This is a genomic window from Nonomuraea sp. 10N515B (assembly GCF_052245915.1).
In the GTDB taxonomy this organism is placed as follows: Bacteria; Actinomycetota; Actinomycetes; order Streptosporangiales; family Streptosporangiaceae; genus Nonomuraea.
Map to the genome: position 1 here is coordinate 1 of NZ_JBQQBQ010000005.1, position 21,280 is coordinate 21,280.

Here is a 21,280-nt window from a genome sequence, read left to right on the forward strand (position 1 = left end):
TCGACGCCGCCTCCCGGCAGGCCCGCCGGCAGTCCAGGCGGCGCAACCTGGTCGCGGCCGCCCTGGCCGTGCTACTCGTGGCCACACTCGGCGGGCTGGGCACGGCCGAATACCTGCGCAGGGAGTCCAACCGGCAGCGTGACAACGCGCTGGCCCAAGCGCTCGCGCTGCGCGCCGCCGACCTGCGGAAGAGCGACCCCCAGGCCGCGATGCTGCTGAGCGTGGCCGGCTGGCGGCTGAGCCCGGGACTGCCCGAGGCCCGAGGCGCGCTCTACGACTCGCTCTCCCAGAGCACGACCTCCGTCTTCGCCGACCCCGACTACACAGCCGACACGGTGCAGGCGCTCGGCCAGGACGGGCGCACGCTCGTGTCGGTGAGCGGCGGCACGGCCAGGATCTGGGACGTTCCCGGCAAGCGGCGGATCGGCACGCTCTCGGGCGTGGGCACGGGCGTGGCCCAAGCCGCGCTCGCCCCCGACGGGCGCACCCTGGCCCTCCTGGACGGCAAGACCGCACGGCTGTGGGACACGCGGACCGGTCGGCCGCTCGGCGATCCCATCCCGGGCAGGACCGGTGAGCAGTGGGGCGGTGACCTGGAGTTCGACAAGTCCGGGCACTACCTGGCCTTCCCCGGAATAGCCCTGCAGGAATGGTGGGACGTCGCCACGCGTAAGCGGCTCACCACCCCTTCAGGAGCCGCGATCAACGCGATCAGCAGGGACGGCCGCTACGGTTACGCGGTCAAGGGCACGACGGAGGAGCTGTGGGACCTTCGCAGCGGCAAGAGGACGCGCATACCGTCACTTCGCCCGGAGGACAGAGGCGTCATCAACGATGCCGCCTTCAGTGACGACGGCAGGATGCTGGTGACCGTCGAGGTTCTGCCTTCGACCGAGCAGAGCAGGCTGCGCGTGTTGGAGCTGCCGTCCGGGCAGCAGGTGATGGGCGAGGAGGGCGAGTATGCCACGGATGTGGCCTTCGCCTTCGGCGATGAGTTCATCGCGACCTGGGAGAGTCAGGGCGGGCTGAGGTTACAGCGGCGCTCCGGATTCACCACGGCGTACCAGCGGGCCATGCCCGACTTGGTCGCCCAGCTCCGCTTCGACCTCGCCGGCCGGACCGTCCGGTATCTGAACGACAGCGGCGTCGTCTACACCGAGGACGTCGCGATGGCGTTCGACCGGCCGATCACCTCCGGCGACGGTATGAGCGTGGAGATGGATCCTTCCGCCCGCGTGCTGACCGAGGTCAACATGGACGGAATCGAAGTCAGGGACACGGCGACGGGACGGCCGCTGATCGCGCCGGTCGGCTGGTCGGGCACGGGGGCCACGACGGCCTTCAGCGCCGACGGCCGCCGCCTCGCCCTGGCCGGCGGCGACAAGATCTCCATCGTGGATCTGGCCAGGCGCGAGGTATCGGCCAAGCTCAAGCTGACGGGTAACGGCGGGCAGGGCGCGCAGGCCCTGGCGTTCAGCCCCGACGGTCGCACGCTGGCCGTGTCACGCGATGGAGAGTCCGGCCGCGTCGAGCTGTGGGACCTTGAACGGAGATCTGCACGGGCGACGACCGGTCGCGGCGCGGGCTACGTGGCCTTCCGCCCCGATGGACGGCTGCTGGTGACCGGGAACCCGTTCCAGCTCATCGATCCCGCGAAGGGCGCCACCCGCCCTCCCGCGTCAGGGACCGGCCAGCTCGACGGCCCCTTCGCCTTCAGCCCGGACGGCCGTCAGGTGGCCTTCGCCGGCCCGGACCGGCTCACCTTGTGGGACGGCGACGTCAGGACCCGGATCGCCCAGTTCTCCACGGTGCCGGGCAGCGAGGCCGCCGTGCTCGCCTGGTCACCTGACGGGCGAACGATCGCCTCGTACGAGAAGGGCCTGCGCGTGCGACTGTGGGACGTGCAGAGCCGGCAACCGCTGGGCATCGTCTTCGACGGGAAGCAGAGCCTGGATGAGGCCGGCGACGGGTGGGTGGCGTTCTCGGCGGACGGCACGAAACTCCACACCGCCGCCCTCGACAGCACCGTGCGCGTGCATGACGTGGATGAGCGGCACGTGGCCGCGACCGTGTGCGCACGCGCGGGCCGTACACTCACCGCCGGTGAATGGTCCCGCCACCTGCCCGGCGTCGAGCCTTTCACGCTGTGCTGATCCGCAGAATCGGCAGCCCGCGGGTCCGCGTCCGATAGCGAACGCCGTAGTGGGCGCTGAGCGGGATCCACCAGCCGCGCAGCGATGTCGAACACGTTCGGAGGGGTGGGGACGTCGCCCCCGTCTAGCCTCGCCGACCTGCGGATCCACCCCGACAGCGGTCGCGCGACTCCCGCACGTTCGATGCAGACGACGGCGGCGATCGATCTGACGGCCAGGGGCAGGCGGGCGGCGTCGGCCTGCAACCGCGGAGCCAGATGAGCGGGAGCGCGGGTGAGCATCTGCCGGGCCAGGTCGACGGCGACGACGTAGTCGAAGGCGCCCGCCAAAAGCGCGGTGTGCTGGCCGGTGCCCGAGCCGAGCTCCAGGCATATCCCCCCTGGCAGGGGTCCACGGTGCCGGTTCGGTAGCGATCTGGCGGGTCAGCCGACGCAGCTCGACGCCGCCGTCGGGGACCGGCTTGCCCGCCGGTTCGGCGATCATGCGTGGCCATCAGGTGAACCGATATGGCCCATCTACCGGTCAACCTCACAGCCTGCCGTGGCTGCTGCTGTGGGTCGTCGTGCTGTTCAGCGTCCAGCTCTGACCGCTTAAAGGTAGCCGCGGGCGGCGTAGTCGTAGCTGTCGTTGAACCGGACCCAGGCCTTCTTGCCCTCGAAGGGCTCGAACTGATCTGGCTGCCACTTCTTCTTGTTCTTCAGGAAGTAGGTGGCGGTCTCGCAGCCGCCGCGCGCCCAGAACGAGGAGACCTTGTCCCGCCAGTAGGCGGTGAAGTTGAACTTCTTGCAATTCGCGGCGGAGGCCCGCCACGCGCCCATCGCGCCGCGCCAGTACTGGTGCTCATAGACGCAGTAGTAGCCGGCCGGGCAGGACTTGGCGGTGGCCGCCAGCACCACGCGGACGTCGCCGCCCTGCCAGGAGATCTCGTTGTTGCTGACCTTCGTCCCGCCGGGGAAGGCGGCCATGTAGGCGTCGACCCGGGCGCTGCTTGAGGCTGCCTGGGCCGGGAGCGCGCCGCCGGCGATGACACCGGCGCCGATGACGATGGCGGCCACTCTCATAAAACTCATTTCGTCTCCCTCATCGTGTGGTGAACAGGAAGATAGGCAGGCCGCTGTTGAGCCCGTGTTGAGTGCGTGTTGACCCCGCTCGGGTCAGTCCGCGGACAGGAACGCCAGCGCCTCGCGGAGCATGCCGCGGGCGTGCCGTTCGGGCAGTACATGGCCGGCGACCCAACCGAGTCGAGATGGGCACCGCGGGTACGGCTGGCCGTTGAGGCTGTGCTTAGGCGCAGTATTTCTGGTGCCGCCCGGACTTCACGTGCCCGGCTGTTTCGGACACGACCCTGATGACGTTCACGACTATGAGGAGACCTGGCTCTACGACGACAGAGCCGACCAGCCGCTCCTGGCCAACCCCTGCTGCACCGTCGCGGTCGCCACCGGCCCTAGTACCAAGGTCGGGCTGACCGGCCGCAAAGCCGTGCGGTCGGTGACCTTCAGCTCCCAGGAGTACTACGGAACGCAGGAGCAGGTGATCGTCTATCGCTCCACGAAGATCGCCAGGAAAGTCATGGGCGGCTGGAAGGCCGCAGCCGCCCGCTGCGCGCGTAAGGGCAGCTACGGTGTCGCAGACCGCTGAGAGCCAGCTGGAGCGTCCGGTTCGAGTACGTGCCGCCCGTGCGGGCCTTGGGCTGGGCCAAGGGCGGAACGGGCCTCGCGGGGATGTGGATCTGCCGGGCCGGCGAGCCGCTCGCCGGGCGCTGGATCGCGGCCTGTGTACGGTCGCGAGTGCCTGAACGGAAGCTCAACAGATTCTCAACACGGGGCGGCGCATGATCCTTGGAACGGATCACCTCAGGAGGAAACATGCGCAAGTTAGCAATTGGTGCGGTGCTCGCCACAGGGGTCGCGGTGCTGGCGGTGCCGAGTGCGGCGAATGCGGTGGGGCCCGGGTTCATCGACTACAGCTGCGGGCCGCGGATCAGTTACGAGCGCGCGAACGGGTCTTCCCCCCTGGGAAGCGCCCAGACCTCCTTCGGGTATGTCCATCTCGACAAGTCCTGGAACCGGATCTACAAGGGACGGCACGTCTTCTATGCGTTGGCCGGCGGGCTCCAGCGCGGGGACAGGGTCACGCTCGACTGGTCGGACACCGGCGGGCGCTCCTGGCACGGCTGCTACGCCAAGCGCCGTGGCAGCATCGCCACCGCTGGGGGCGTCGACCAGTGGGGCGGCCGCAGCTTCCGCGCCTGCGTCTTCTCCGTCGGCCGGTGGGTGTGCACCCCGTGGAAGAAGTAGTGCGCTCAGACGGTGCCGTCCTTCATGACTGCCCACCCCGGCCGGACTCCGGGCCCGCGCTGACGGCGCGATTCGGTACAGCCTGCTCAGCCAGCACGGACAACAGCAGAAGCCGGCCTGGACCCGACTGGCGGCGTTGTTCGAGCCAAGAATGCGCGCGTGCCATGGACCTGAGCTGCACGAATGCCGCTTCGCTCCATGACGCCTGAAAGCTTCCTCGGGAGCCATGTCGATTCCGGCGGTGCGCGATCGACGCGTTGGCGAGGGGACGGGCCGGAGGTCCTGTCACCATCGCACGAAGTCGACCAGGTACTCACCCCGGAAGGAAGCAATGAAATACATGTTGATGCAGTTCGGCGACGAAGCCGTCCTGAGCGGCAAGTCTCAGGAATGGGTCCAGCAAATGATCAAATTCATGATCGAGTTCACCGAAGGGCTGAAGAGGTCCGGTGAACTGCTTGCCGATGAAGGGCTGGCACTCGCGCCGCATGCGAAGGTTGTCAGCCTCGAAGACGGCGCGGTGGCCGTGCGGGACGGCACGTTCGCTGAGCCCAGCCAATCACTGGCCGGCTGGTGGTTGGTGGACGTCGCGGATGAGACGAGAGCACTGGAGCTCGCCCGTCAGATCGTCGCGGGAGCCGGCGAACCGGTGGAGGTCCGCCAATGCCACGAACCTCCGGTGACGTGAACTGATCAGGCCAGGAGCGGCCTGACAGTCCCTCAAGAAGAAGACGGCCTGACCGCCCGTCGCATCGTTCTCGCCGAAAGAGCCGCCGACGTGGGGCCCTTTCCCATCTCTTGACACGGAGGCGGCGTGGCGTAGTTGATCACCTGGGTAAGAGCCCCCTCGTAACAGTCGTACGCGTCTCGGGGGGTTCGAATGCGACTGCGTATTTCCAGTGGGCTGGGGGTGCTGGCCGCCGCAGCGCTTCTGACCGGGTGCGACTCGCAGCCCGACACCACGAAGATGGCGGACACCAAGGCGACCACCGCCGCGAAGGCCAAGGTGGACAAGGCCGCCAAGGCCAAGGCCGCCGCCAAGGCCAAGGCGAACGAACTGGGCCAGATCCCGGTGCTGATGTTCCACCGGGTCGTGGAGAAGCCGACCACGACCGACGACCGCACGCCGCAGCAGTTCCGCGCGGACCTGGAGCGTCTGGCCAAGGAGGACTATGTGCCGATTACGGCGGCCGAGATGGTGACCGGCAAGATCGACATCCCGGCAGGCAAGCACGCTGTGGTCCTGACCTTCGACGACTCCTCACCTTCGCAGCTCACGCTGAACCAGATGGGCGCCCCGCAGAAGGACACGGCTGTGGCGATCCTGAAGGACGTGGCCGCCAAGAACCCGGGCTTCCGCCCGGTCGCCACGTTCTACGTGACCCGCGACATGTTCGGCAAGACCGGCCGGGAGGAGCAGGCCCAGATGCTGCTCTGGCTGAAGGAGAACGGGTTCGACATCGGCAACCACACGCGCGATCACTTCGACCTGCGCACGCGTTCGCATGAGGAGGTCGAGGAGCAGATCGGCACGATCGGCCAGCAGATCACCTCGCTGTCCTACGTCAAGCCGGCCACGATCGCCCTGCCGTACGGCAACCAGCCGCGCAAGAAGGACTGGGCCATGCGCGGCAAGCACTACGACCACCAGGGCGCTTTCCTGGCGGGCTACACGCCGGCTCCCGCGCCGTTCAGCAAGGCGTACGACCCGGCCGGCATCCCGCGCATCAAGGTCATGGAGAAGAAGGGCGACTGCGCCCAGTTCTGTTCGCACGCCTGGCTGGACTGGCTGAAGAACAACCCGGACATGCGGTATACGTCCGACGGGGATCCCAGCACGGTGGCGTACCCGAAGTTCAAGGGGCCGTATCTGCGTAAGTCGTTCGCCAAGTGGAGCCTGCCCTACTAGCCGGCCCGCCTGTCGAAGGTGATGCCCGCGCGCCGTAGGCGGTCGATGAGCGGCAGGCCCATGGCCGAGGCCGTCGTCAGCTGTCCCGCGCGGTCGGGCACGTCGTCGAAGGCCAGGCACAGGGCCGACTCGCCGAGCATCTTGGCGGTCTCGCCGTACCCAGGATCGCCGCCGGCGACCTCGGTGACGACGCGCTCGCCCCCGCCCTGGCCCAGGAACGTGACCTTGAACCAGCTCTTCGCGCGCCGCTCGGGCGAGGGGCCCTCGCCCGGCCGCAGCCGGCTCTGGATCAGGCGGCGGGCCGGCGGGATGACCGCGAGCGCCGCGAACGCGCCGGCGCCCGCCGCCGTCGCCGCTGCCTGGGGGAGCGTTCTGACGGCGTAGTGCTGGCGGTAGGTGAAGTCCGGGCCGTAGCGGTCGAGCAGCCGGGCCGAGTAGCCGACGATGAACGGATCGATGGTGGGCATGGGCAACGCCCATCCGCCTACGTACCGCAGGCCGCCGGGGGCCGAGCTCACCTTGCGTCCCTTCGGGCGGGGTTCGGCGGCCCGGCGCTGCGCGGCGGCCTCGGCCATCTGACGGGCGCGGCCGAACATGGTCATGGCGGTGGCCAGGGTGCCGCCCGACGGGCGCCCGCTCGCCCGCAGGAAGCCGCTGACGGCCAGCGGGACACCTTCGGGGAGCAGGCTGACGGTGTGGAGGACGCCGAGATCCCACGGGATCGAGTCGAAACCGCAAGCGTGCACGATCTTGGCGCCGGTCCTGGCGGCCTGATCGTGGTGGCGCAGGTAGGTCCGGTCCACGAACTCGGGCTCGCCCGTCAGATCAAGGTAGTGGGTGCCGGCCTCGGCGCAGGCGGCGACCAGCGCCTCGCCGTGGGTGACGTACGGGCCGACGGTGGTGACCAGGACCCGTGTCTGGCGGGCGAGCTCGGCCAGCGCGGCGGGGTCGGCGGCGTCGGCGATGAGGACCGGCACGTCGAGCCCGAGCCGCTCCAGCTTGGCGCGGTCGCGTCCGGCCAGCGCCCACCGCGTGCCGGGAGGTGCGGCCCCGGCGAGATAAGCGGCCGTGAGCGCGCCGGTGAACCCGCTCGCGCCGAAGAGCACGATGTCGTAGGGACGGTCCATGATCTCGAGCCTCCCCGTGATCGGCTGCGCGCGCAAGGGGTACCACTTGACTTCCGGCTCTGACAGGGGAGGCAATTTGTGACCTCACGAACGGTTAACGAAACCCTGAGAGGTTGCTGAGCGTCGTAAAGTTTGCGTCGTTGGGGTTGATGTAAACGTGGGGATGACGAATGCCGCAGATCTCGCCGTTGATGGCCGGTGATCCCACTCACCTGGGGTCATTCCGGCTGTCCGGACGGGTCGGGGAGGGTGGTCAGGGCATCGTCTACCTGGGCGTCAACGACGAGGGCGAGCGCGCCGCCATCAAGTTGCTGCACGTGAAGTTCAGCGGTGACACGATCGCGAGGTCGCGTTTCGCCAGGGAGTTGAAGGCGGCGCAGCGGGTGGCGTCGTTCTGCACGGCCAGAGTGATCGAGGCCGATCTCGACGGCGACACGCCGTACATCGCCAGTGAATATATCGACGGCCGGTCGCTCAGGGACATCGTCGATACCGACGGGCCGCTCACCGGCACGGCGCTCGACCGGCTCGCGATCGGCACCGCGACCGCGCTCACCGCCATCCACCACGCGCAGATCGTGCACAGGGACTTCAAGCCCGACAATGTGCTGATCGCCGCCGACGGGCCGCGGGTGGTGGATTTCGGCATCGCCCGGATCATCGACTCCACGGGCACGATCACCAGCCGGGCCATCGGCACGCCCGCCTACATGGCGCCGGAGCAGATCGCCGGGGACGACATCGGTCCTTACACCGACGTGTTCTCCTGGGGCGCGACCATCGCGTTCGCGGCGACCGGGAAGGCCGTGTTCGAGGGCAAGTCCATCGCCACCGTGCTCAACCGGATTCTCAACCATGAGGTCGACGTCGGCATGATGCCGGAGCCGCTGCGCAGCGTGGTCGGCTCCGCGCTGGCCAAGGCGGCCGTGGAGCGGCCGTCGGCCGACCAGATCCTGCTGCGGCTGCTCGGGCAGTCGACCGGGGTGGGGGCGTCCACGGCCGTGCTGACCAGGGGCGTGCAGGTCGCCAGCGACGACACCACGCCGTTCATGAGGGTGTCGGCCGGATCGATCACCGACAGGGGCTCCGCTTCGCTGGTGCCGTCCCAGTCTGGCCCTGCGGCTCAGGAGGAAGCACCCGTTTCAGGCCCGGGGGCCGTGACGGGACAGGGGGCCGTGACGGGGCAGAGGGCCGTGTCGGTGATGCCCGGCGGGCATCGAGGCGGATCCGCGCCATCGGACGCCGGGCGGGCGCCGAACCCGGCGACCGAGCCGTCAGGGCCGCCGCGGCGCCGCCGTGCCAAGGTGTGGATCGCCTTCGGCACCGCGCTCGTGCTGGTCGCCGCCGCGGCGCTCGCGCTGGCGCTCAACGGCTGGTCGCCGCTCGCGCTCGAGGAGGAGCCCGAACCGACCCAGGAGCCCACGCGCTCGTTCGCCTCGGTGGCGGACAAGGTCGCGCAGACCGGGAAGATCGTGATCGGCGTGAAGGGCGACCTGCCCGGCATCGGACTGCAGGACGGCGACGACTTCCAGGGCTTCGACATCGAGATCGCCAAACGCATCGCCGCGGGGTTAGGCGCCACGGAAACGCAGTTCGTCAGGGTCAGCCGGGACGACCGGCCGTTGGGGCTGGCCGAAGGCAGGATGGACCTCGTCGTCGCGACCTTCGCGGTCGACAAGGGCCCGACCGAGTTCGCGGGCCCCTACTACATGGCGCACCGCGACGTCATGGTCCTGGCCGGCAGCGGCATCGACGCGCTCGAGGACCTCGAGAACAAGAGGATCTGCGCCCCCAACAGCCCGACCGTTGGCGATGTCCAGGACCGGGTGAAGGTCAAGCCCGTGCCCGCCGCCGACATGGCCATCTGCATGGACAAGCTCAGGAGCGGCGAGGTGGACGCGATCCCCGGCGAGGACCTCATCCTGGCCGGCTTCGCCAACCGGGAGAACCACCGCTACAAGATCCTCGGCGCCAAGCTGAGCAACGAGCGCTACGCCGTGGGCATCAGGAACGGTGATGCGAAGACCTGCAAGGCGGTGAACGGCATCATCGCCGACCTCTACAGCAGCGGCCAGCTCAAGCAGCTCATCGCCAAGTATTTCGGCAAGGTTGACTTCAAACCGGAGCTGGAGCAACCCGCGATGGAAACCTGCCGATGACGAGGGAGTAACATCCCGAACGTCAACAATCCTGCTGCGAGTTAGGGGAAAGGCCATGGCGTCGTCAGCCACTGCGCCCGTCAAGGTGACCGTCACCGGAGCCGCCGGCCAGATCGGCTACGCACTGCTGTTCCGCATCGCGTCGGGGCAGCTGCTCGGCGCCGACGTGCCGGTCAAGCTGAGCCTGCTGGAGATCACGCCGGCCCTGAAGGCGGCCGAGGGCACCGCGATGGAGCTGGACGACTGCGCGTTCCCGCTGCTGTCCGGCATCGAGATCACCGACGACCCCAACGTCGCCTTCAACGGGGCCAATGTCGGCCTGCTCGTCGGCGCCATGCCGCGCAAGGCCGGCATGGAGCGCGGCGACCTGCTCGGCGCCAACGGCGGCATCTTCGGCCCTCAGGGCAAGGCGATCAACGACCACGCCGCCGACGACATCAGGGTCCTGGTCGTGGGCAACCCCGCCAACACCAACGCGCTCATCGCCCAGCAGCACGCGCCCGACGTGCCGGCCGACCGCTTCACCGCGATGACGAGGCTCGACCACAACCGCGCGCTGTCGCAGCTCGCGGCCAAGCTCCAGGTCCCGGTCACCGAGATCAAGAAGATGACGATCTGGGGCAACCACTCCGCGACGCAATACCCCGACCTGTTCCACGCCGAGGTCGGCGGCAAGGTCGCGGCCGAGCAGGTCGACGCGGAGTGGCTGAAGGAGACGTTCATCCCGACGGTGGCCAAGCGCGGCGCCGCCATCATCGAGGCGCGCGGCGCCTCCTCGGCCGCCTCGGCCGCCAACGCCGCCGTCGACCACGTCTACGACTGGGTCAACGGCACCGACTGGACCTCGGCCGCCGTCGTCTCCGACGGCTCCTACGGGGTGCCCGAGGGCCTCATCTCGTCGTTCCCCGTCCGCGCGGCGAACGGCACGTTCGAGATCATCCAGGGCCTCGAGATCGACGCCTTCTCCCGCGAGCGGATCGACGCCAGCGTCAGTGAGCTGGAGGAGGAGCGCACCGCCGTGAAGGAGCTCGGCCTCATCTGACGGCCCTGCGCGAAAGCCCCTCGCCCGGTGCGGGGGGCTTTCTCATGGACTCACGCCGCTCTGCATGGGGCAGGACGTGGGTTGCACGGCAGGAGCGGGCTGCGGCGTCGTGAAGATGACACCCGCGGCGGCAAGGAGGCTGCCCATCGCCACGAGCGCACCGAAGATCAGCTTCGTGACCCTTGGTGAAAAGCTCCTCACGTTTCGATATCACAGCACATATTTGGCCGCGACATGACTCTTTTCGGTGAATGACCCTTTTGCCGGAACGGCTCATTTGCCGGAAAGCGCGTCCCATGCGTCGGAGACGATGTCGCGCAGCGCCGGCCGCTCCGCTTTCCAGCCCAGCTCGCGCTGGATCTTCGCGGACGAGGCCACCAGCACGGCGGGGTCGCCGGCCCGGCGCTCGCCCACCTCGGCGGGGATCTCGTGGCCGGTGACCTCGCGGCAGACCGAGATCACCTCCTGCACGCTGAACCCGGTGCCGCTGCCCAGGTTGTAGATCTTGTGCTCGCCCGGCGTGATCGACTCCAGCGCCAGCAGGTGCGCCCGCGACAGGTCGGTCACGTGGATGTAGTCGCGCACGCAGGTCCCGTCCGGCGTCGGGTAGTCGGTGCCGAACACGCTCACCGAGGCGCGCTCGCCGGTGGCGACCTTCAGCACGTTCGGGATGAGGTGGGTCTCGATGGCGTGCCGCTCGCGGTAGCGGCCGTAGGCGCCGGCCACGTTGAAGTAGCGCAGGCTCACCGCGCCCAGCCCGCGGATGCGCGCGTACGCGCTCAACGCGGTGTCCACGGCCAGCTTGGAGGCGCCGTAGGGGTTGGTCGGGCGCGTCGGGTCGTCCTCCTGGATCGGGGAGCGCTCGGGCTCGCCGTACGTGGCCGCGGTCGAGGAGAAGACGATCTTGCCCACACCCTTGTCCCGCATGGCCTCGAGCAGCGCCAGCGTGCCGCCGAGGTTGTTGTCCCAGTAGAGCCCCGGCTTCTGCACCGACTCGCCCACCAGCGACTTGGCCGCGAAGTGCAGCACCGCGTCCATGCCGTCGAGCACATCGCCTGCGTCGGCGATCTCCGCCCGGACGAAACGGGCGCCCTCCGGCACCGCGTCCTCATGTCCGGTCGACAGGTCGTCGAGGACGGTCACCTCGTGTCCCGCCTCGACGAGCTGCGCCGCGACGACGCTGCCGACATATCCGGCCCCTCCGGTGACCAGCAGTCTCATGTTGGCTCCTGTTCAAATATGTTTGATTTTGTATGGCTTGCCGTTCAGCATACGCTGGAAACCACACGAGTACGCTGCCAACCACCATGTTTGACACCGTCGCGGCCAACATCGCCCTGGTTCTGCTCTTCATTTTGATCGGGGGCTTCTTCGCCGCGGCCGAAATGGCGATCGTCTCCCTCAGGGAGAGCCAGGTCCGCAAGCTCGCCACCCACGGCCGCCGGGGCGAACGCGTGGCCAAACTCACCCAGGACCCCAACCGGTTCCTGTCCGCCGTGCAGATCGGCGTCACCGTGGCCACCATGTTGTCGGCCGCGTTCGGCGCCGACCGCCTGGCGGCGCAGCTGGTGCCTGTCCTCGAGACGTGGCGGGTGCCCGCGGCCGTGTCGCCCGTGCTCGCGCTCGTGCTGGTCACGCTGGCGATCTCGTACGTGTCGCTCGTGCTCGGCGAGCTCGCCCCCAAGCGGCTGGCCCTGCAGCGGGCCGAGGGCCTGTCGTTGGTCGTGGCGCCGTTCCTGGACTGGATCGCCCACCTGTCGCGCCCGATCATCTGGATGTTGTCGAAGTCCACCGACGGCGTGGTCAGGTTGCTCGGCGGCAACCCGAAGGCCGACAGGGAGGAGGTCACCACCGAGGAGCTGCGCGACATGGTGGTCGGGCACACCGACCTGACCGCCGACGAGCGCAAGCTGATCGGCGAGGTGTTCGCCGCCGGGAAACGGCAGCTCAGGGAGGTGATGCTGCCGCGCACGGAGGTGGAGTTCATGGAGGCCGACACGCCGCTGGTCGACGCGGCGCGCGAGGTCGCCAGGCTGCCGCACTCCCGATTCCCGGTCTACCGCGAGTCGTACGACGAGGTCATCGGCTTCGTCCACGTACGTGACATCCTCGACCCCGAGCTCGCCGGCCGCACCGAGCCCATCAGCGCGGTCGTGCCCATCCGCCCCGCCAAGTTCGTGCCCGCCTCCAAACGCCTGCTGACCACGCTGAACGAGATGCGCGACGAGGGCCAGCACCTGGCGATCGTGGTGGACGAATACGGCGGCACCGCCGGCATCGTCACCATGGAGGACCTGGTCGAGGAGCTGATCGGCGACATCAGGGACGAGTACGACATCGAAGAGGACGTCGTCGTCCTGCCCGCCGGCGAGATCGAGATCGACGGCCTGACGAACCTCAACGACTTCGCCACCGAGACCGGCATCAGGCTGCCCGACGGCCCCTACGAGACGCTGGGCGGGTTCGTGATGGCCATGCTGGGCCACGTGCCCGTCCTCGGTGAACGCGTGGAGGTCTCGGGATTCGAGCTGACCGTCACCGAGCTCGACGGGCGCCGTGTCGCCCGGGTGAGGGTGAAGCGCCGAGCGGTCGTCGAGTCGCCGCCCGACCAGGATTCCTGACACAATTGCGTGCTATGGCCAGACCTCGTGTACTCTCCGGCATCCAGCCCACCGCGGACTCTTTCCACCTGGGCAACTACCTGGGTGCCGTTCGCCAGTGGGTCACCCTGCAGGAGACCCACGACGCCTTCTACTGCGTGGTCGATCTCCACGCGATCACCGTGCCGACCGAGCCCGCCGCCCTGCGCCGGCGCAGCCGCGTGGCCGCCGCGCAGCTCTTCGCCGCGGGCCTGGACCCGGAGCGTTCCACGGTCTTCGTGCAGTCGCACGTACGTGAGCACACCGAGCTCGCCTGGGTCCTGATTTGCCTCACCGGCATGGGCGAGGCGGGCAGGATGACGCAGTTCAAGGACAAGTCCGCCAAGTTCGGGGAGAGCGCGGCCAGCGTCGGCCTGTTCACCTACCCGATCCTGCAGGCCGCCGACATCCTGCTCTACCAGGCCAACGCGGTGCCGGTGGGCGCCGACCAGAAGCAGCATCTGGAGCTGACCCGCGACCTGGGGCAGCGTTTCAACCACCGCTTCGGTGACACGTTCACGCTGCCGGATCCCTACATCCTCAAGGAAGTCGAGAAGATCACCGACCTGCAGGACCCGACGTCGAAGATGTCGAAGTCGTCGTCGAGCCCGGCCGGGATCCTGGACGTCCTGGAGCAGCCGGGCCCGCTGAAGAAGAAGATCATGCGAGCGGTCACGGACACGGGCACGGAGGTCCTGTTCGACGAGGACGACAAGCCCGGCATCTCCAACTTGCTCCGGATCCAGTCCGCGCTGACCGGTACGCCGATCCCTGAGCTCGTCGCCCGCTATGCGGGGCAGGGATACGGCACGTTCAAGAAGGACGTCGCCGAGGTGGTCGTGGAGACGTTCACGCCGATCAGGGAGCGCACGGAGAAGCTGCTGTCGGACGAGAAGGAGCTGGACCGGCTGCTGGCCCTGGGGGCGGAGCGTGCGTCGGCGGTGGCCAGGCAGACCATGGCCGCCGTCCGCGACCGCGTCGGCTTCCTCCCCAAGCTCTGACACCTGGGCCCTCCACGGCGCTCAGGGCTCCGCGGCCCGCCCTCAGCGATGCCGCGTCGCCCGGTGGATGCGCAGAATCGCGCGGAGGGCAGCCAGGGTGGGCCTGGTGAACCGGATGTCGCCGTGAACGGCGGTCCAGCTGGAACAATCCCGTTCGAAGGCCCACCCGGGAAACTCACGCACGGCTTCCTGCTGTAGTCGTGCCATGACGAAATCGGCACTCGGCGCTGTGGTCATGAACGCAGCGTGTCATTGACGTGTCGTTCCGTGACGAACTCGAGCGACAGATCTCCCCGTTCGCAAAGTCCGAACTCTTAGTTCGCGATTCAGTTGAGGATGCCGTGGCGTTCGGCGAGATGGCGAACCTCCGGCGCCCACGAGGGCCGCGCCCGCCGCGCCAGCGACCGGACCATCTCCCTCAGCAGCAGCTTGTGGTCGAGCTCCTCAGGGCTTTCGCGCTCGATGCGCAGCAGGTGCAGCAGGCTCGCCGCATCGTCGCCCACGTCCTCGCAGGCGCGCGCGACGTGGCCGAGATGAGTGGCTCGCCGCTCGATGGACGGGGTGTGGCGCAGGTCGATGTCGTCTGCGATGCGCAGCACGTCTTCGGGCCGGCCGACGTCGCTCTCGATGCCGGCCATGTGGATGGCGACGTTGGCGGGTCCGAAGAAGGCCAGATCGTAGACGTTCGCCGAGTCCTGCACACGTTCGGCGAGTTGCGTCGCGGGCCCGCGTAGCCGTTCCCTGGCCCGGTCGTCGTCGCCGGAGCGGGCCTCGCCGACGGCGGCGAGCAGGTGCAGCGCGCCGAGCGCCTTGACGTGGCGCTGATCGCCGTCGGCGACGTGCGGCTCGATGAGCTCGATGCCGCGCCGCCCGAGCTCGTACGCGATCTGGTGCATGTCGTCGGACAACATCGACTGCCCGAGGCTCCAGTACGCCCACGCGATCATCAGCGGGTCCTCGGACTCCTCCGCGAAGCGCATGGCCCGGTCCGCCGCGAGATGCGAGAGGTCCACCCGCTGAAGGTGCTTGAGCACACCCCTGGCCAGAAGGTACGCGTCCGCCGCGACTCCGCAGGACCGCGGCGTGCGCTCGGCCGCCAGGCTCTCGGCGTCGGTCACCAGGGACGGCAGCGCCGCCATCAGGATCGAGTAGCGGCGCGTCGAGGTGAACCAGGAGGTGCGCGCGTCCGCGACCCGCTCCGACAGCTGCTCGGCGTCGGGCGGCTCGAGGTCGGGCGCCGACGAGCGGCAGGTGAACAACGCGCGCTCGATGTCGCTGATCTGCGGCCGGCTCGGCTCGTGGGAGTCGCGCGGGGTTTCTCCTAACAGCACCGCGGTGCGTACGCCCAGCACCTTGGCGATCTCCCGCAGGAGGGGCAGTGAGGGTGTGCGCTTGCCGTGCTCGATCAGCTCGATGTGCCGGGGAGTGCATCCGGCCTGGGTCGCCAGCGCGGTGGTGCTCATGCCCCGCCGCTCGCGCTGGAGTCTGACCATCTGCCCGGTGCTTATTTCGGTCATGGGTGTGGGCGCCTCCTGGCTCGGTTCAGCACCCCACAGGTTAGGGCTCCAGACCGTGCCCTGCCCTGGTTTCCGCGCAGCTCAGGAGGCGCGAGAACGCGAATGATGCTCTAGAACGCGGGCCAGGAGGTCGGTCAGCTGCTCGCGTTCCGGTCGGGTCAAGGGCGCGAGCACGTCGTCCTGCAGCTCGGTGATGAGCTTGTCGAGGCGCTCCAGGTGCCCGCGGCCCCGCTCGGTGACGGTGATGACGTTGCGGCGGCGGTCGGCGGGGTCGGGTGCGCGCTCGACGAAGCCGCGTTCGGCCAGCTCATTGATCACGGAGACCAGGTCGCTGCGGTAGATGCCGGTGCGCTTGCTCAGCTCCGCCTGGCTGACCGGCCCGGACTCGCTCAGCGCCACGAGCGCCGCGTAGTGCCACTTGCGGGCGTCCATTTGGGCCAGCCCTTCGCTCACGAGCCGGTCGGCCTGCATCGCGATCATCGCCAACATGCGGCTGGGCAGGCGCCGCAGCCGGGCGGAGGGATGGTGGTCGTCCATGGCGTCCCAGGTCATGCCGCCGATCATATCGCTTGCGTTAGTGGCACTAACGATGTACGTTCGTTAGTGACATAAACGTTAGTTTGACAAACGAAAGAGGCGTCATGTCCAAGACGATCGACGTGCTCGACTCGACCATCGCCTACGAGGACGCGGGCGACGGCATCCCCTTCGTCTTCCTGCACGGCAACCCGGCCTCCTCCCACGCGTGGCGGAACGTGCTGCCGGGAGTGGCCGGCGCCGGGCGCCGCCTGCTCGCCCCGGACCTCATCGGCATGGGCCGCTCGGGCAAGCCCGACATCCCCTACCGGTTCGCCGACCACGCCCGCTACCTCGACGCCTGGTTCGACGCCCTCGAGCTGCGCGACGTGGTGCTCGTCGGCCACGACTGGGGTGGCTCGCTCGCCTTCGACTGGGCCTCCCGTCACCCGGATCGAGTGCGGGGCGTGGCGTTCTTCGAAACCATCCTGCGGGGGATGAGCTGGGACGAGCTCGGTGACAGGCCGCGCGCCCGCGCCGAGGCCATCCGCGGCCCCGAGGGGGAGTCGCTGGTGCTCGATCAGAACTTCCTCGTGGACACCGCGTTCACGGGAGGGGTGCTGACGCCCTTGAGTGATGAGGAGAAGGCGCCCTACCTGGCGCCGTACCCGTCGCGCGAGAGCCGGCGGCCGTTGCTGGAGTGGGCACGTTCGCTGCCGCTCGACGGAGAGCCGGCCGACGTGGCGGAGCGCATCCAGGGCTACCTCAAGTGGCTGGGGGCCAGCGGTGACGTGCCCAAGCTGTTGCTCACCTTCGACTCCTCGCCGACCCTGCTGATCACGCCGCGGATGGCCGCCTGGTGTGCGGACAACATCGCCGCCCTGGGGACGGAGCACGGCGGCCCCGCCGGGCACCACGCGGCGGAGGACCGGCCCGAGGTCATCGCCGCCGCGATCTCGGCCTGGGCCGACCGGCACGATCTGGGCTAGCGGTAGCGGCGGCGGCTCATGGGGGCCAGGACCTCACGGAGCACGTCCGCAGCCCGCCGCACCGTCTCCTCCGGGATCCCGGCCGTCACCTCCGTGTAGGCCCGCGACGAGGCCTCCAGGCCCGCCTCGGCCACGCGCTGTCCCTTGTCCGTCAGCTGTACCCAGCGGCTGCGGGCGTCTCCCTCGTTGGCCTCGCGCCCCACGTATCCGGCGCTCGTCAGCCGCTGCAGGACATTGCTGATGCCCCCCGAGGTGAGAAGCAGCGCCTTCGACAACTCGCTCGGCTTCATCCGGCACTCCGGCGCCCGCTTCAGCGTCATCAGCACGTCGAACTCGGCGTAGGTCAACCCCACTTCGGCGAGCTCCGCCTTGACCGCCTGCTCCAAGAGCAGGTGCAGCCGGTTGATGCGCTTGCCGAGCTCGAGCGTGGCGATGAGCGACGACGACATGCCCGTCTCTTTCCAGAGGGTGGCCAGCGCGTCGATCTCATCTGGTTTCACGTCATCGAGGATACCCGGATCTAGGTTGCTTTTAGAAAAGCTTCTTATTAAGCTTTCTGTCATGACAAGTACCGTGTTGATCAAGAATGGCGTCGTCATCGACACCGAGCCGGAGCCCGTCGTCCTCGGCCGCGCAGACGTGCGGATCGAGGGTGGCGCGATCGCCGAGGTGGGCCCAGGCCTGCCGGACGTCCCGGGCGCGGAGGTGATCGACGCGACCGGGCGGATCGTGCTCCCCGGCTTCGTCGACACCCACCGGCACACCTGGCAGGCCGCCATCAGGGCGACCGCTCCCGACATCGACTTCCCCGGGTACCTGCGGCGCGTCGTCGGTGAGCTCGCACCCCGCTACCGTCCGCAGGACGTCTACGCCGGTAACCTCGGGGGCGCGCTGGAGTGCCTCGACGCTGGCATCACCACGCTGCTCGACTGGTCGCACATCCAGCTGACCCCCGCCCACGCCGACGCGGCCATCGAGGCCTTGCGTGAGTCGGGCGTCAGGGCAGTGTTCGGCTACTGCCACGGTGGCGAGCCGGACGGCCTCGCGAGCGAGACGCGGCGGGTCCGCGGCCTGCTGCCGGACGGCCTGGTCACGATGGCCCTCGCCGCCCTGGGGCCGGAGATCGCGGGGGAGGAGCGCGCGCTGGCGGAGTGGCGGCTGGCCAGGGAGCTCGATCTTCCGGTCACCTGCCATCTCGGAAACAGCCCGGAGAGCACCGGTCTGGATTTCCTGGAGGCGAACGGCCTGCTCGACATCCCGACGACCTTCGTGCACGCCCTGTACTACACCGATGAGGAGTTCAAGCGCATCGCCGGCAGTGGCGGCAGCGTCTCGCTCGCGCCGGTGGACGAGATGAACCTGGGAATCGGTTACCCGGCCACCGGGCGGGCCAGGGCGGCAGGCGTACCGACCGGGCTCGGCGCCGACACCGTGGTCTGCTCGCCCGGCGACATGTTCTCCCTGATGCGGACGATCCACCTGCTCGAACGCGGCCGTCCGGACGGCGCCGGCCTCGGCTTCACCACCCGCGACGCGCTGCGCATGGCCACCATCGAGGGCGCCCAGGTGCTCGGCATGGACGACGTCATCGGCTCGCTGCGGCCCGGCAAGCAGGCGGATCTGGTGCTGTTGCGCACGGATCGGCTGGGCATGGCCGCCGCCCACGACCCGATCGGGGCCGTAGTGTTGAACGCCGACACCAGCTGCGTCGACACAGTCCTGGTCGCGGGGCGTGTCGTCAAGCGAGATGGGCAGGTGCTCCACCACGACCTATCGGCGGTCCTCGCCTCCCTGCGGGAGTCCGCCGACGCCGTAGTGAGGCCATGAACAGGTAGGGCGTGATGGCAGGCCTGGCGGAGCGGATCGAGGAGGCCAAGGCCTGGGGCCGCGGCAAGGTGGATGACTGGCGGGTCCGCAGGCTGTCGGTCGATCATCTCATCAGGGCCGTGCAGCGCTACCAGGTGCAGTTCGGCGACCGGCTGGCGGGCGCGGTCACCTACTTCGCGTTCCTGTCGTTCTTCCCGCTGATGGCGCTGTCGTACGCGGTGCTCGGGCTCGTGGTGGCGACCAGCGAGACGACCAGGGAGGCGCTGGAGGCGGCGATCGTCGAGCGGCTGCCGGGGATCGCCGGCCAGCTGGACCTCGACGCCATCTCCAAGGCCAAGGAGACCGCCGGGATCATCGGCCTGCTCGGCCTCCTCTACGCCGGGCTCGGCGCGATGGACGCGCTGCGCGGGGCGTTGCGCGAGATGTCCATGACCACCGAGCCGCCGCTCACCTTCTTCCTGGGCAAGCTCCGCGACCTGGCCTCGATCGCCATGATCGGCGTGACGATGATCTCCTCGGTTCTGGTGGCCGGGTTCGCCACCACGGCCACGGACAACGTGCTGGAGTTCCTGTTCGGCAGCGAGTCCGCCCTGGCCACCACCGGGTTGCGGCTGGCCGGGGTGGCGGCGAGCGTGGGCGCCGACTGGTTGTTGTTCCTGATCCTGCTCGGCTGGGTGGCCAGGCTGACCCAGCCGTTCCGCGTGATCGCCAGAGGTGCGTTGCTGGGCGCGATGGGCTTCGGCGTGCTCAAGCAACTCGCCACGCTGCTGCTGGGGCAGACGCTGGGCAACCCGGTCTACGGCACGTTCGCCGTCATCGTGGGCCTGCTGGTCTGGATCAACTTCTCCGCCAGGCTCGTGCTCTATGTCGCCGCGTGGACGGCGACGGCGGGACTCTGCCCGCCGCCGTCCCCGACGCCGCCGCCGGCGTCAGAAGCGTGATCTGGAGCGCTTGCGGCGGATGCCGTACCAGAGGTAGATCAGCCCGAACAACAGCCCGCCGCCGATCACCACCGACCCGACCGTCTTGGTGGAGGCGTCCTGGTTCCGCGCGGCCGTGTCCAGCAGCGGCGGCTGCGGCGCCGGGGTGACCTGCGTGGCCGGCGGCGCGGACACCTGTTGCTGCGGGGCGGTCAGGCCTGCGGGGAGCGGGTCGACCAGCTGCCCGACCGGCGTGGCCTTGCCCCTGACCGAGAAACCCCAGTCGAGCAGCGAGGCCACTTCGTCCCAGAAGCCGCCCTCGTGCCGCATGATGCTCACCACGATCGTGTGGCCGCCGCGGGTGGCCGCGCCGACGAAGCTGGCGTGCGCCTTCGTGGTCCAGCCGTTCTTGACGCCGACCATGCCGTTGTAGCGCCAGAGCAGCTTGTTGTGGTTGCTGATCTGGTAGTGCTTGCCCTTGGGCGCCGGGAAGTTCGCGACCTTCGTGCTGATGTAGCGGGTGAAATCGGGGTTGGCCAGGCCGGCGCGGGCGATGAGCGCCAGGTCGTAGGCAGAGCTGCTCTGCCCGGGTTTGTCCAGGCCGCTCGGCGTCTTGGCCACGGTGTCGTACGCCTGCAGTCGCTTGGCCTCGGCGTTCATGTCCGCCATCGTCTTCGCGAGGCCGCCGTTCGTCTCCGCCAGGGCCATGGCCGCGTCGTTGCCCGAGGACATCATCAACGCCCTGAACAGGTCCTCGACCTTGTACGTCGTCTTCGGCGTCAGACCGACCGCGCTGCCCTCCTGGTTGCAGGCGTTCTGGCTGGGCCGGATCTTGCGGTTCTTGTCGAGCTTGGGGATGAGCGTGAGCGCGGTCAGCGTCTTCAGCGTGCTGGCCGGCAGGTAACGCCCGTGGGCGTCCTTGGCGGCGAGCACCTGGCCCGTGCCCACGTCCGCGATGACGTACGAAGTAGCCTTGCTCTTGGGCGGCTTCTTGACGCCTTGGGGCGCCACCAGGCCGCGGCTGCCCAGCGCCTCGCCACCGACGGGTGTCGTCGGTGCGGCATATGCGGTCCCTCCGGTGAGCGAGACCGAGGCGATGAGTGCCGTTACCGGCACGATTTTTGTCCACATGGCGGTCTCAGCGTAGCTTCGTGTGAATGCCCATGTGGCGACACATCCCC

General features: G+C 69.0%; 20 protein-coding genes and 1 pseudogene. 12 read left to right on the forward strand and 9 right to left on the reverse strand.

Annotated features, from left to right (window positions below; all coding sequences use genetic code 11):
• Positions 1-2,153, forward strand: a 2,153-nt coding sequence (locus tag ACTWQA_RS08445) for a WD40 repeat domain-containing protein (RefSeq protein ID WP_443158711.1), incomplete at its 5' end; no start/stop codon positions are given.
• Positions 2,154-2,344: 191 nt separating this feature from the next.
• Here ACTWQA_RS08445 and ACTWQA_RS08450 read toward each other — a convergent pair.
• Both ACTWQA_RS08450 and ACTWQA_RS08455 read right to left on the reverse strand, forming a co-directional pair.
• Positions 2,345-2,539, reverse strand: a pseudogene (locus tag ACTWQA_RS08450) (class I SAM-dependent methyltransferase); the annotation flags it as partial.
• Between the two features lie 204 nt (positions 2,540-2,743).
• Positions 2,744-3,223 (reverse strand): peptidase inhibitor family I36 protein, encoded by a 480-nt coding sequence (locus ACTWQA_RS08455; RefSeq protein WP_443158712.1) that lies wholly within the window; start codon positions 3,221-3,223, stop codon positions 2,744-2,746.
• A gap of 232 nt (positions 3,224-3,455) precedes the next feature.
• On the opposite strand from ACTWQA_RS08455, the gene ACTWQA_RS08460 reads away from it, so the two are divergent.
• The 4 genes from ACTWQA_RS08460 to ACTWQA_RS08475 all read left to right on the forward strand — a co-directional run bounded on the left by ACTWQA_RS08460 (position 3,456) and on the right by ACTWQA_RS08475 (position 6,362).
• The gene (locus ACTWQA_RS08460; RefSeq protein ID WP_443158713.1) at positions 3,456-3,794 is read left to right on the forward strand and encodes a hypothetical protein; all 339 of its coding nucleotides are present in this window, start codon (positions 3,456-3,458) and stop codon (positions 3,792-3,794) included.
• Between the two features lie 227 nt (positions 3,795-4,021).
• Complete coding sequence (locus ACTWQA_RS08465; protein WP_443158714.1) at positions 4,022-4,453, forward strand: hypothetical protein; 432 nt, start codon at positions 4,022-4,024, stop codon at positions 4,451-4,453.
• A 331-nt stretch (positions 4,454-4,784) separates the two neighbouring features.
• A complete protein-coding gene (locus ACTWQA_RS08470; protein WP_443158715.1) occupies positions 4,785-5,141 on the forward strand; it encodes a YciI family protein in 357 nt (118 codons plus the stop codon).
• A 192-nt stretch (positions 5,142-5,333) separates the two neighbouring features.
• Positions 5,334-6,362, forward strand: coding sequence for a polysaccharide deacetylase family protein (locus ACTWQA_RS08475; RefSeq protein WP_443158716.1), 1,029 nt, complete (start codon positions 5,334-5,336; stop codon positions 6,360-6,362).
• On the opposite strand, the gene ACTWQA_RS08480 is transcribed toward ACTWQA_RS08475, so the two are convergent.
• The gene (locus ACTWQA_RS08480; RefSeq protein WP_443158717.1) at positions 6,359-7,489 is read right to left on the reverse strand and encodes a saccharopine dehydrogenase family protein; all 1,131 of its coding nucleotides are present in this window, start codon (positions 7,487-7,489) and stop codon (positions 6,359-6,361) included. The genes ACTWQA_RS08475 and ACTWQA_RS08480 overlap by 4 nt on opposite strands.
• 170 nt (positions 7,490-7,659) lie before the next feature.
• Between ACTWQA_RS08480 and ACTWQA_RS08485 the strand changes: the two genes are divergently transcribed.
• Together ACTWQA_RS08485 and ACTWQA_RS08490 are read left to right on the forward strand one after the other, a co-directional pair.
• Positions 7,660-9,648: a serine/threonine-protein kinase gene (locus tag ACTWQA_RS08485; RefSeq protein ID WP_443158718.1), complete on the forward strand. Its 1,989-nt coding sequence runs from the start codon at positions 7,660-7,662 to the stop codon at positions 9,646-9,648.
• A gap of 55 nt (positions 9,649-9,703) precedes the next feature.
• Complete coding sequence (locus ACTWQA_RS08490) at positions 9,704-10,690, forward strand: malate dehydrogenase (RefSeq protein WP_443158719.1); 987 nt, start codon at positions 9,704-9,706, stop codon at positions 10,688-10,690.
• Between the two features lie 273 nt (positions 10,691-10,963).
• On the opposite strand, the gene galE is transcribed toward ACTWQA_RS08490, so the two are convergent.
• Positions 10,964-11,911, reverse strand: coding sequence for a UDP-glucose 4-epimerase GalE (galE, locus tag ACTWQA_RS08495; RefSeq protein ID WP_443158720.1), 948 nt, complete (start codon positions 11,909-11,911; stop codon positions 10,964-10,966).
• 86 nt (positions 11,912-11,997) lie between these two features.
• Between galE and ACTWQA_RS08500 the strand changes: the two genes are divergently transcribed.
• Together ACTWQA_RS08500 and trpS are read left to right on the forward strand one after the other, a co-directional pair.
• Positions 11,998-13,311 carry a hemolysin family protein gene (locus ACTWQA_RS08500; protein WP_443158721.1) on the forward strand — a complete coding sequence of 438 codons (1,314 nt, stop codon included), beginning with the start codon at positions 11,998-12,000 and terminating at the stop codon, positions 13,309-13,311.
• A gap of 14 nt (positions 13,312-13,325) precedes the next feature.
• Positions 13,326-14,330, forward strand: coding sequence for a tryptophan--tRNA ligase (gene trpS, locus ACTWQA_RS08505; RefSeq protein ID WP_443158722.1), 1,005 nt, complete (start codon positions 13,326-13,328; stop codon positions 14,328-14,330).
• 42 nt (positions 14,331-14,372) lie between these two features.
• Here trpS and ACTWQA_RS08510 read toward each other — a convergent pair whose 3' ends face one another.
• The 3 genes from ACTWQA_RS08510 to ACTWQA_RS08520 all read right to left on the reverse strand — a co-directional run bounded on the left by ACTWQA_RS08510 (position 14,373) and on the right by ACTWQA_RS08520 (position 16,399).
• Positions 14,373-14,567, reverse strand: coding sequence for a hypothetical protein (locus tag ACTWQA_RS08510; protein WP_443158723.1), 195 nt, complete (start codon positions 14,565-14,567; stop codon positions 14,373-14,375).
• 89 nt (positions 14,568-14,656) lie between these two features.
• The gene (locus ACTWQA_RS08515; RefSeq protein WP_443158724.1) at positions 14,657-15,847 is read right to left on the reverse strand and encodes a helix-turn-helix domain-containing protein; all 1,191 of its coding nucleotides are present in this window, start codon (positions 15,845-15,847) and stop codon (positions 14,657-14,659) included.
• A gap of 81 nt (positions 15,848-15,928) precedes the next feature.
• On the reverse strand, positions 15,929-16,399 hold the full coding sequence (locus ACTWQA_RS08520; RefSeq protein ID WP_443158725.1) for a MarR family winged helix-turn-helix transcriptional regulator: 471 nt from the start codon (positions 16,397-16,399) through the stop codon (positions 15,929-15,931).
• An 89-nt stretch (positions 16,400-16,488) separates the two neighbouring features.
• Here ACTWQA_RS08520 and ACTWQA_RS08525 point away from each other — a divergent pair, with 89 nt between their 5' ends.
• Positions 16,489-17,352 (forward strand): haloalkane dehalogenase, encoded by an 864-nt coding sequence (locus ACTWQA_RS08525; RefSeq protein WP_443158726.1) that lies wholly within the window; start codon positions 16,489-16,491, stop codon positions 17,350-17,352.
• Here ACTWQA_RS08525 and ACTWQA_RS08530 read toward each other — a convergent pair.
• On the reverse strand, positions 17,349-17,852 hold the full coding sequence (locus ACTWQA_RS08530; RefSeq protein WP_443158727.1) for a MarR family winged helix-turn-helix transcriptional regulator: 504 nt from the start codon (positions 17,850-17,852) through the stop codon (positions 17,349-17,351). The two genes, ACTWQA_RS08525 and ACTWQA_RS08530, sit on opposite strands and share 4 nt — an antisense overlap.
• 61 nt (positions 17,853-17,913) lie before the next feature.
• Here ACTWQA_RS08530 and ACTWQA_RS08535 point away from each other — a divergent pair, with 61 nt between their 5' ends.
• Entirely contained in the window at positions 17,914-19,179 is a 1,266-nt protein-coding gene (locus ACTWQA_RS08535) for an amidohydrolase family protein (RefSeq protein WP_443158728.1), read from the forward strand.
• 14 nt (positions 19,180-19,193) lie between these two features.
• Positions 19,194-20,120, forward strand: a complete 927-nt coding sequence (locus ACTWQA_RS08540) for a YihY/virulence factor BrkB family protein (protein ID WP_443158729.1) — start codon at positions 19,194-19,196, stop codon at positions 20,118-20,120.
• Here the strand turns inward: ACTWQA_RS08540 and ACTWQA_RS08545 are convergent.
• On the reverse strand, positions 20,109-21,230 hold the full coding sequence (locus tag ACTWQA_RS08545) for a D-alanyl-D-alanine carboxypeptidase family protein (protein WP_443158730.1): 1,122 nt from the start codon (positions 21,228-21,230) through the stop codon (positions 20,109-20,111). The two genes, ACTWQA_RS08540 and ACTWQA_RS08545, sit on opposite strands and share 12 nt — an antisense overlap.
• Positions 21,231-21,280 lie beyond the last annotated feature (50 nt).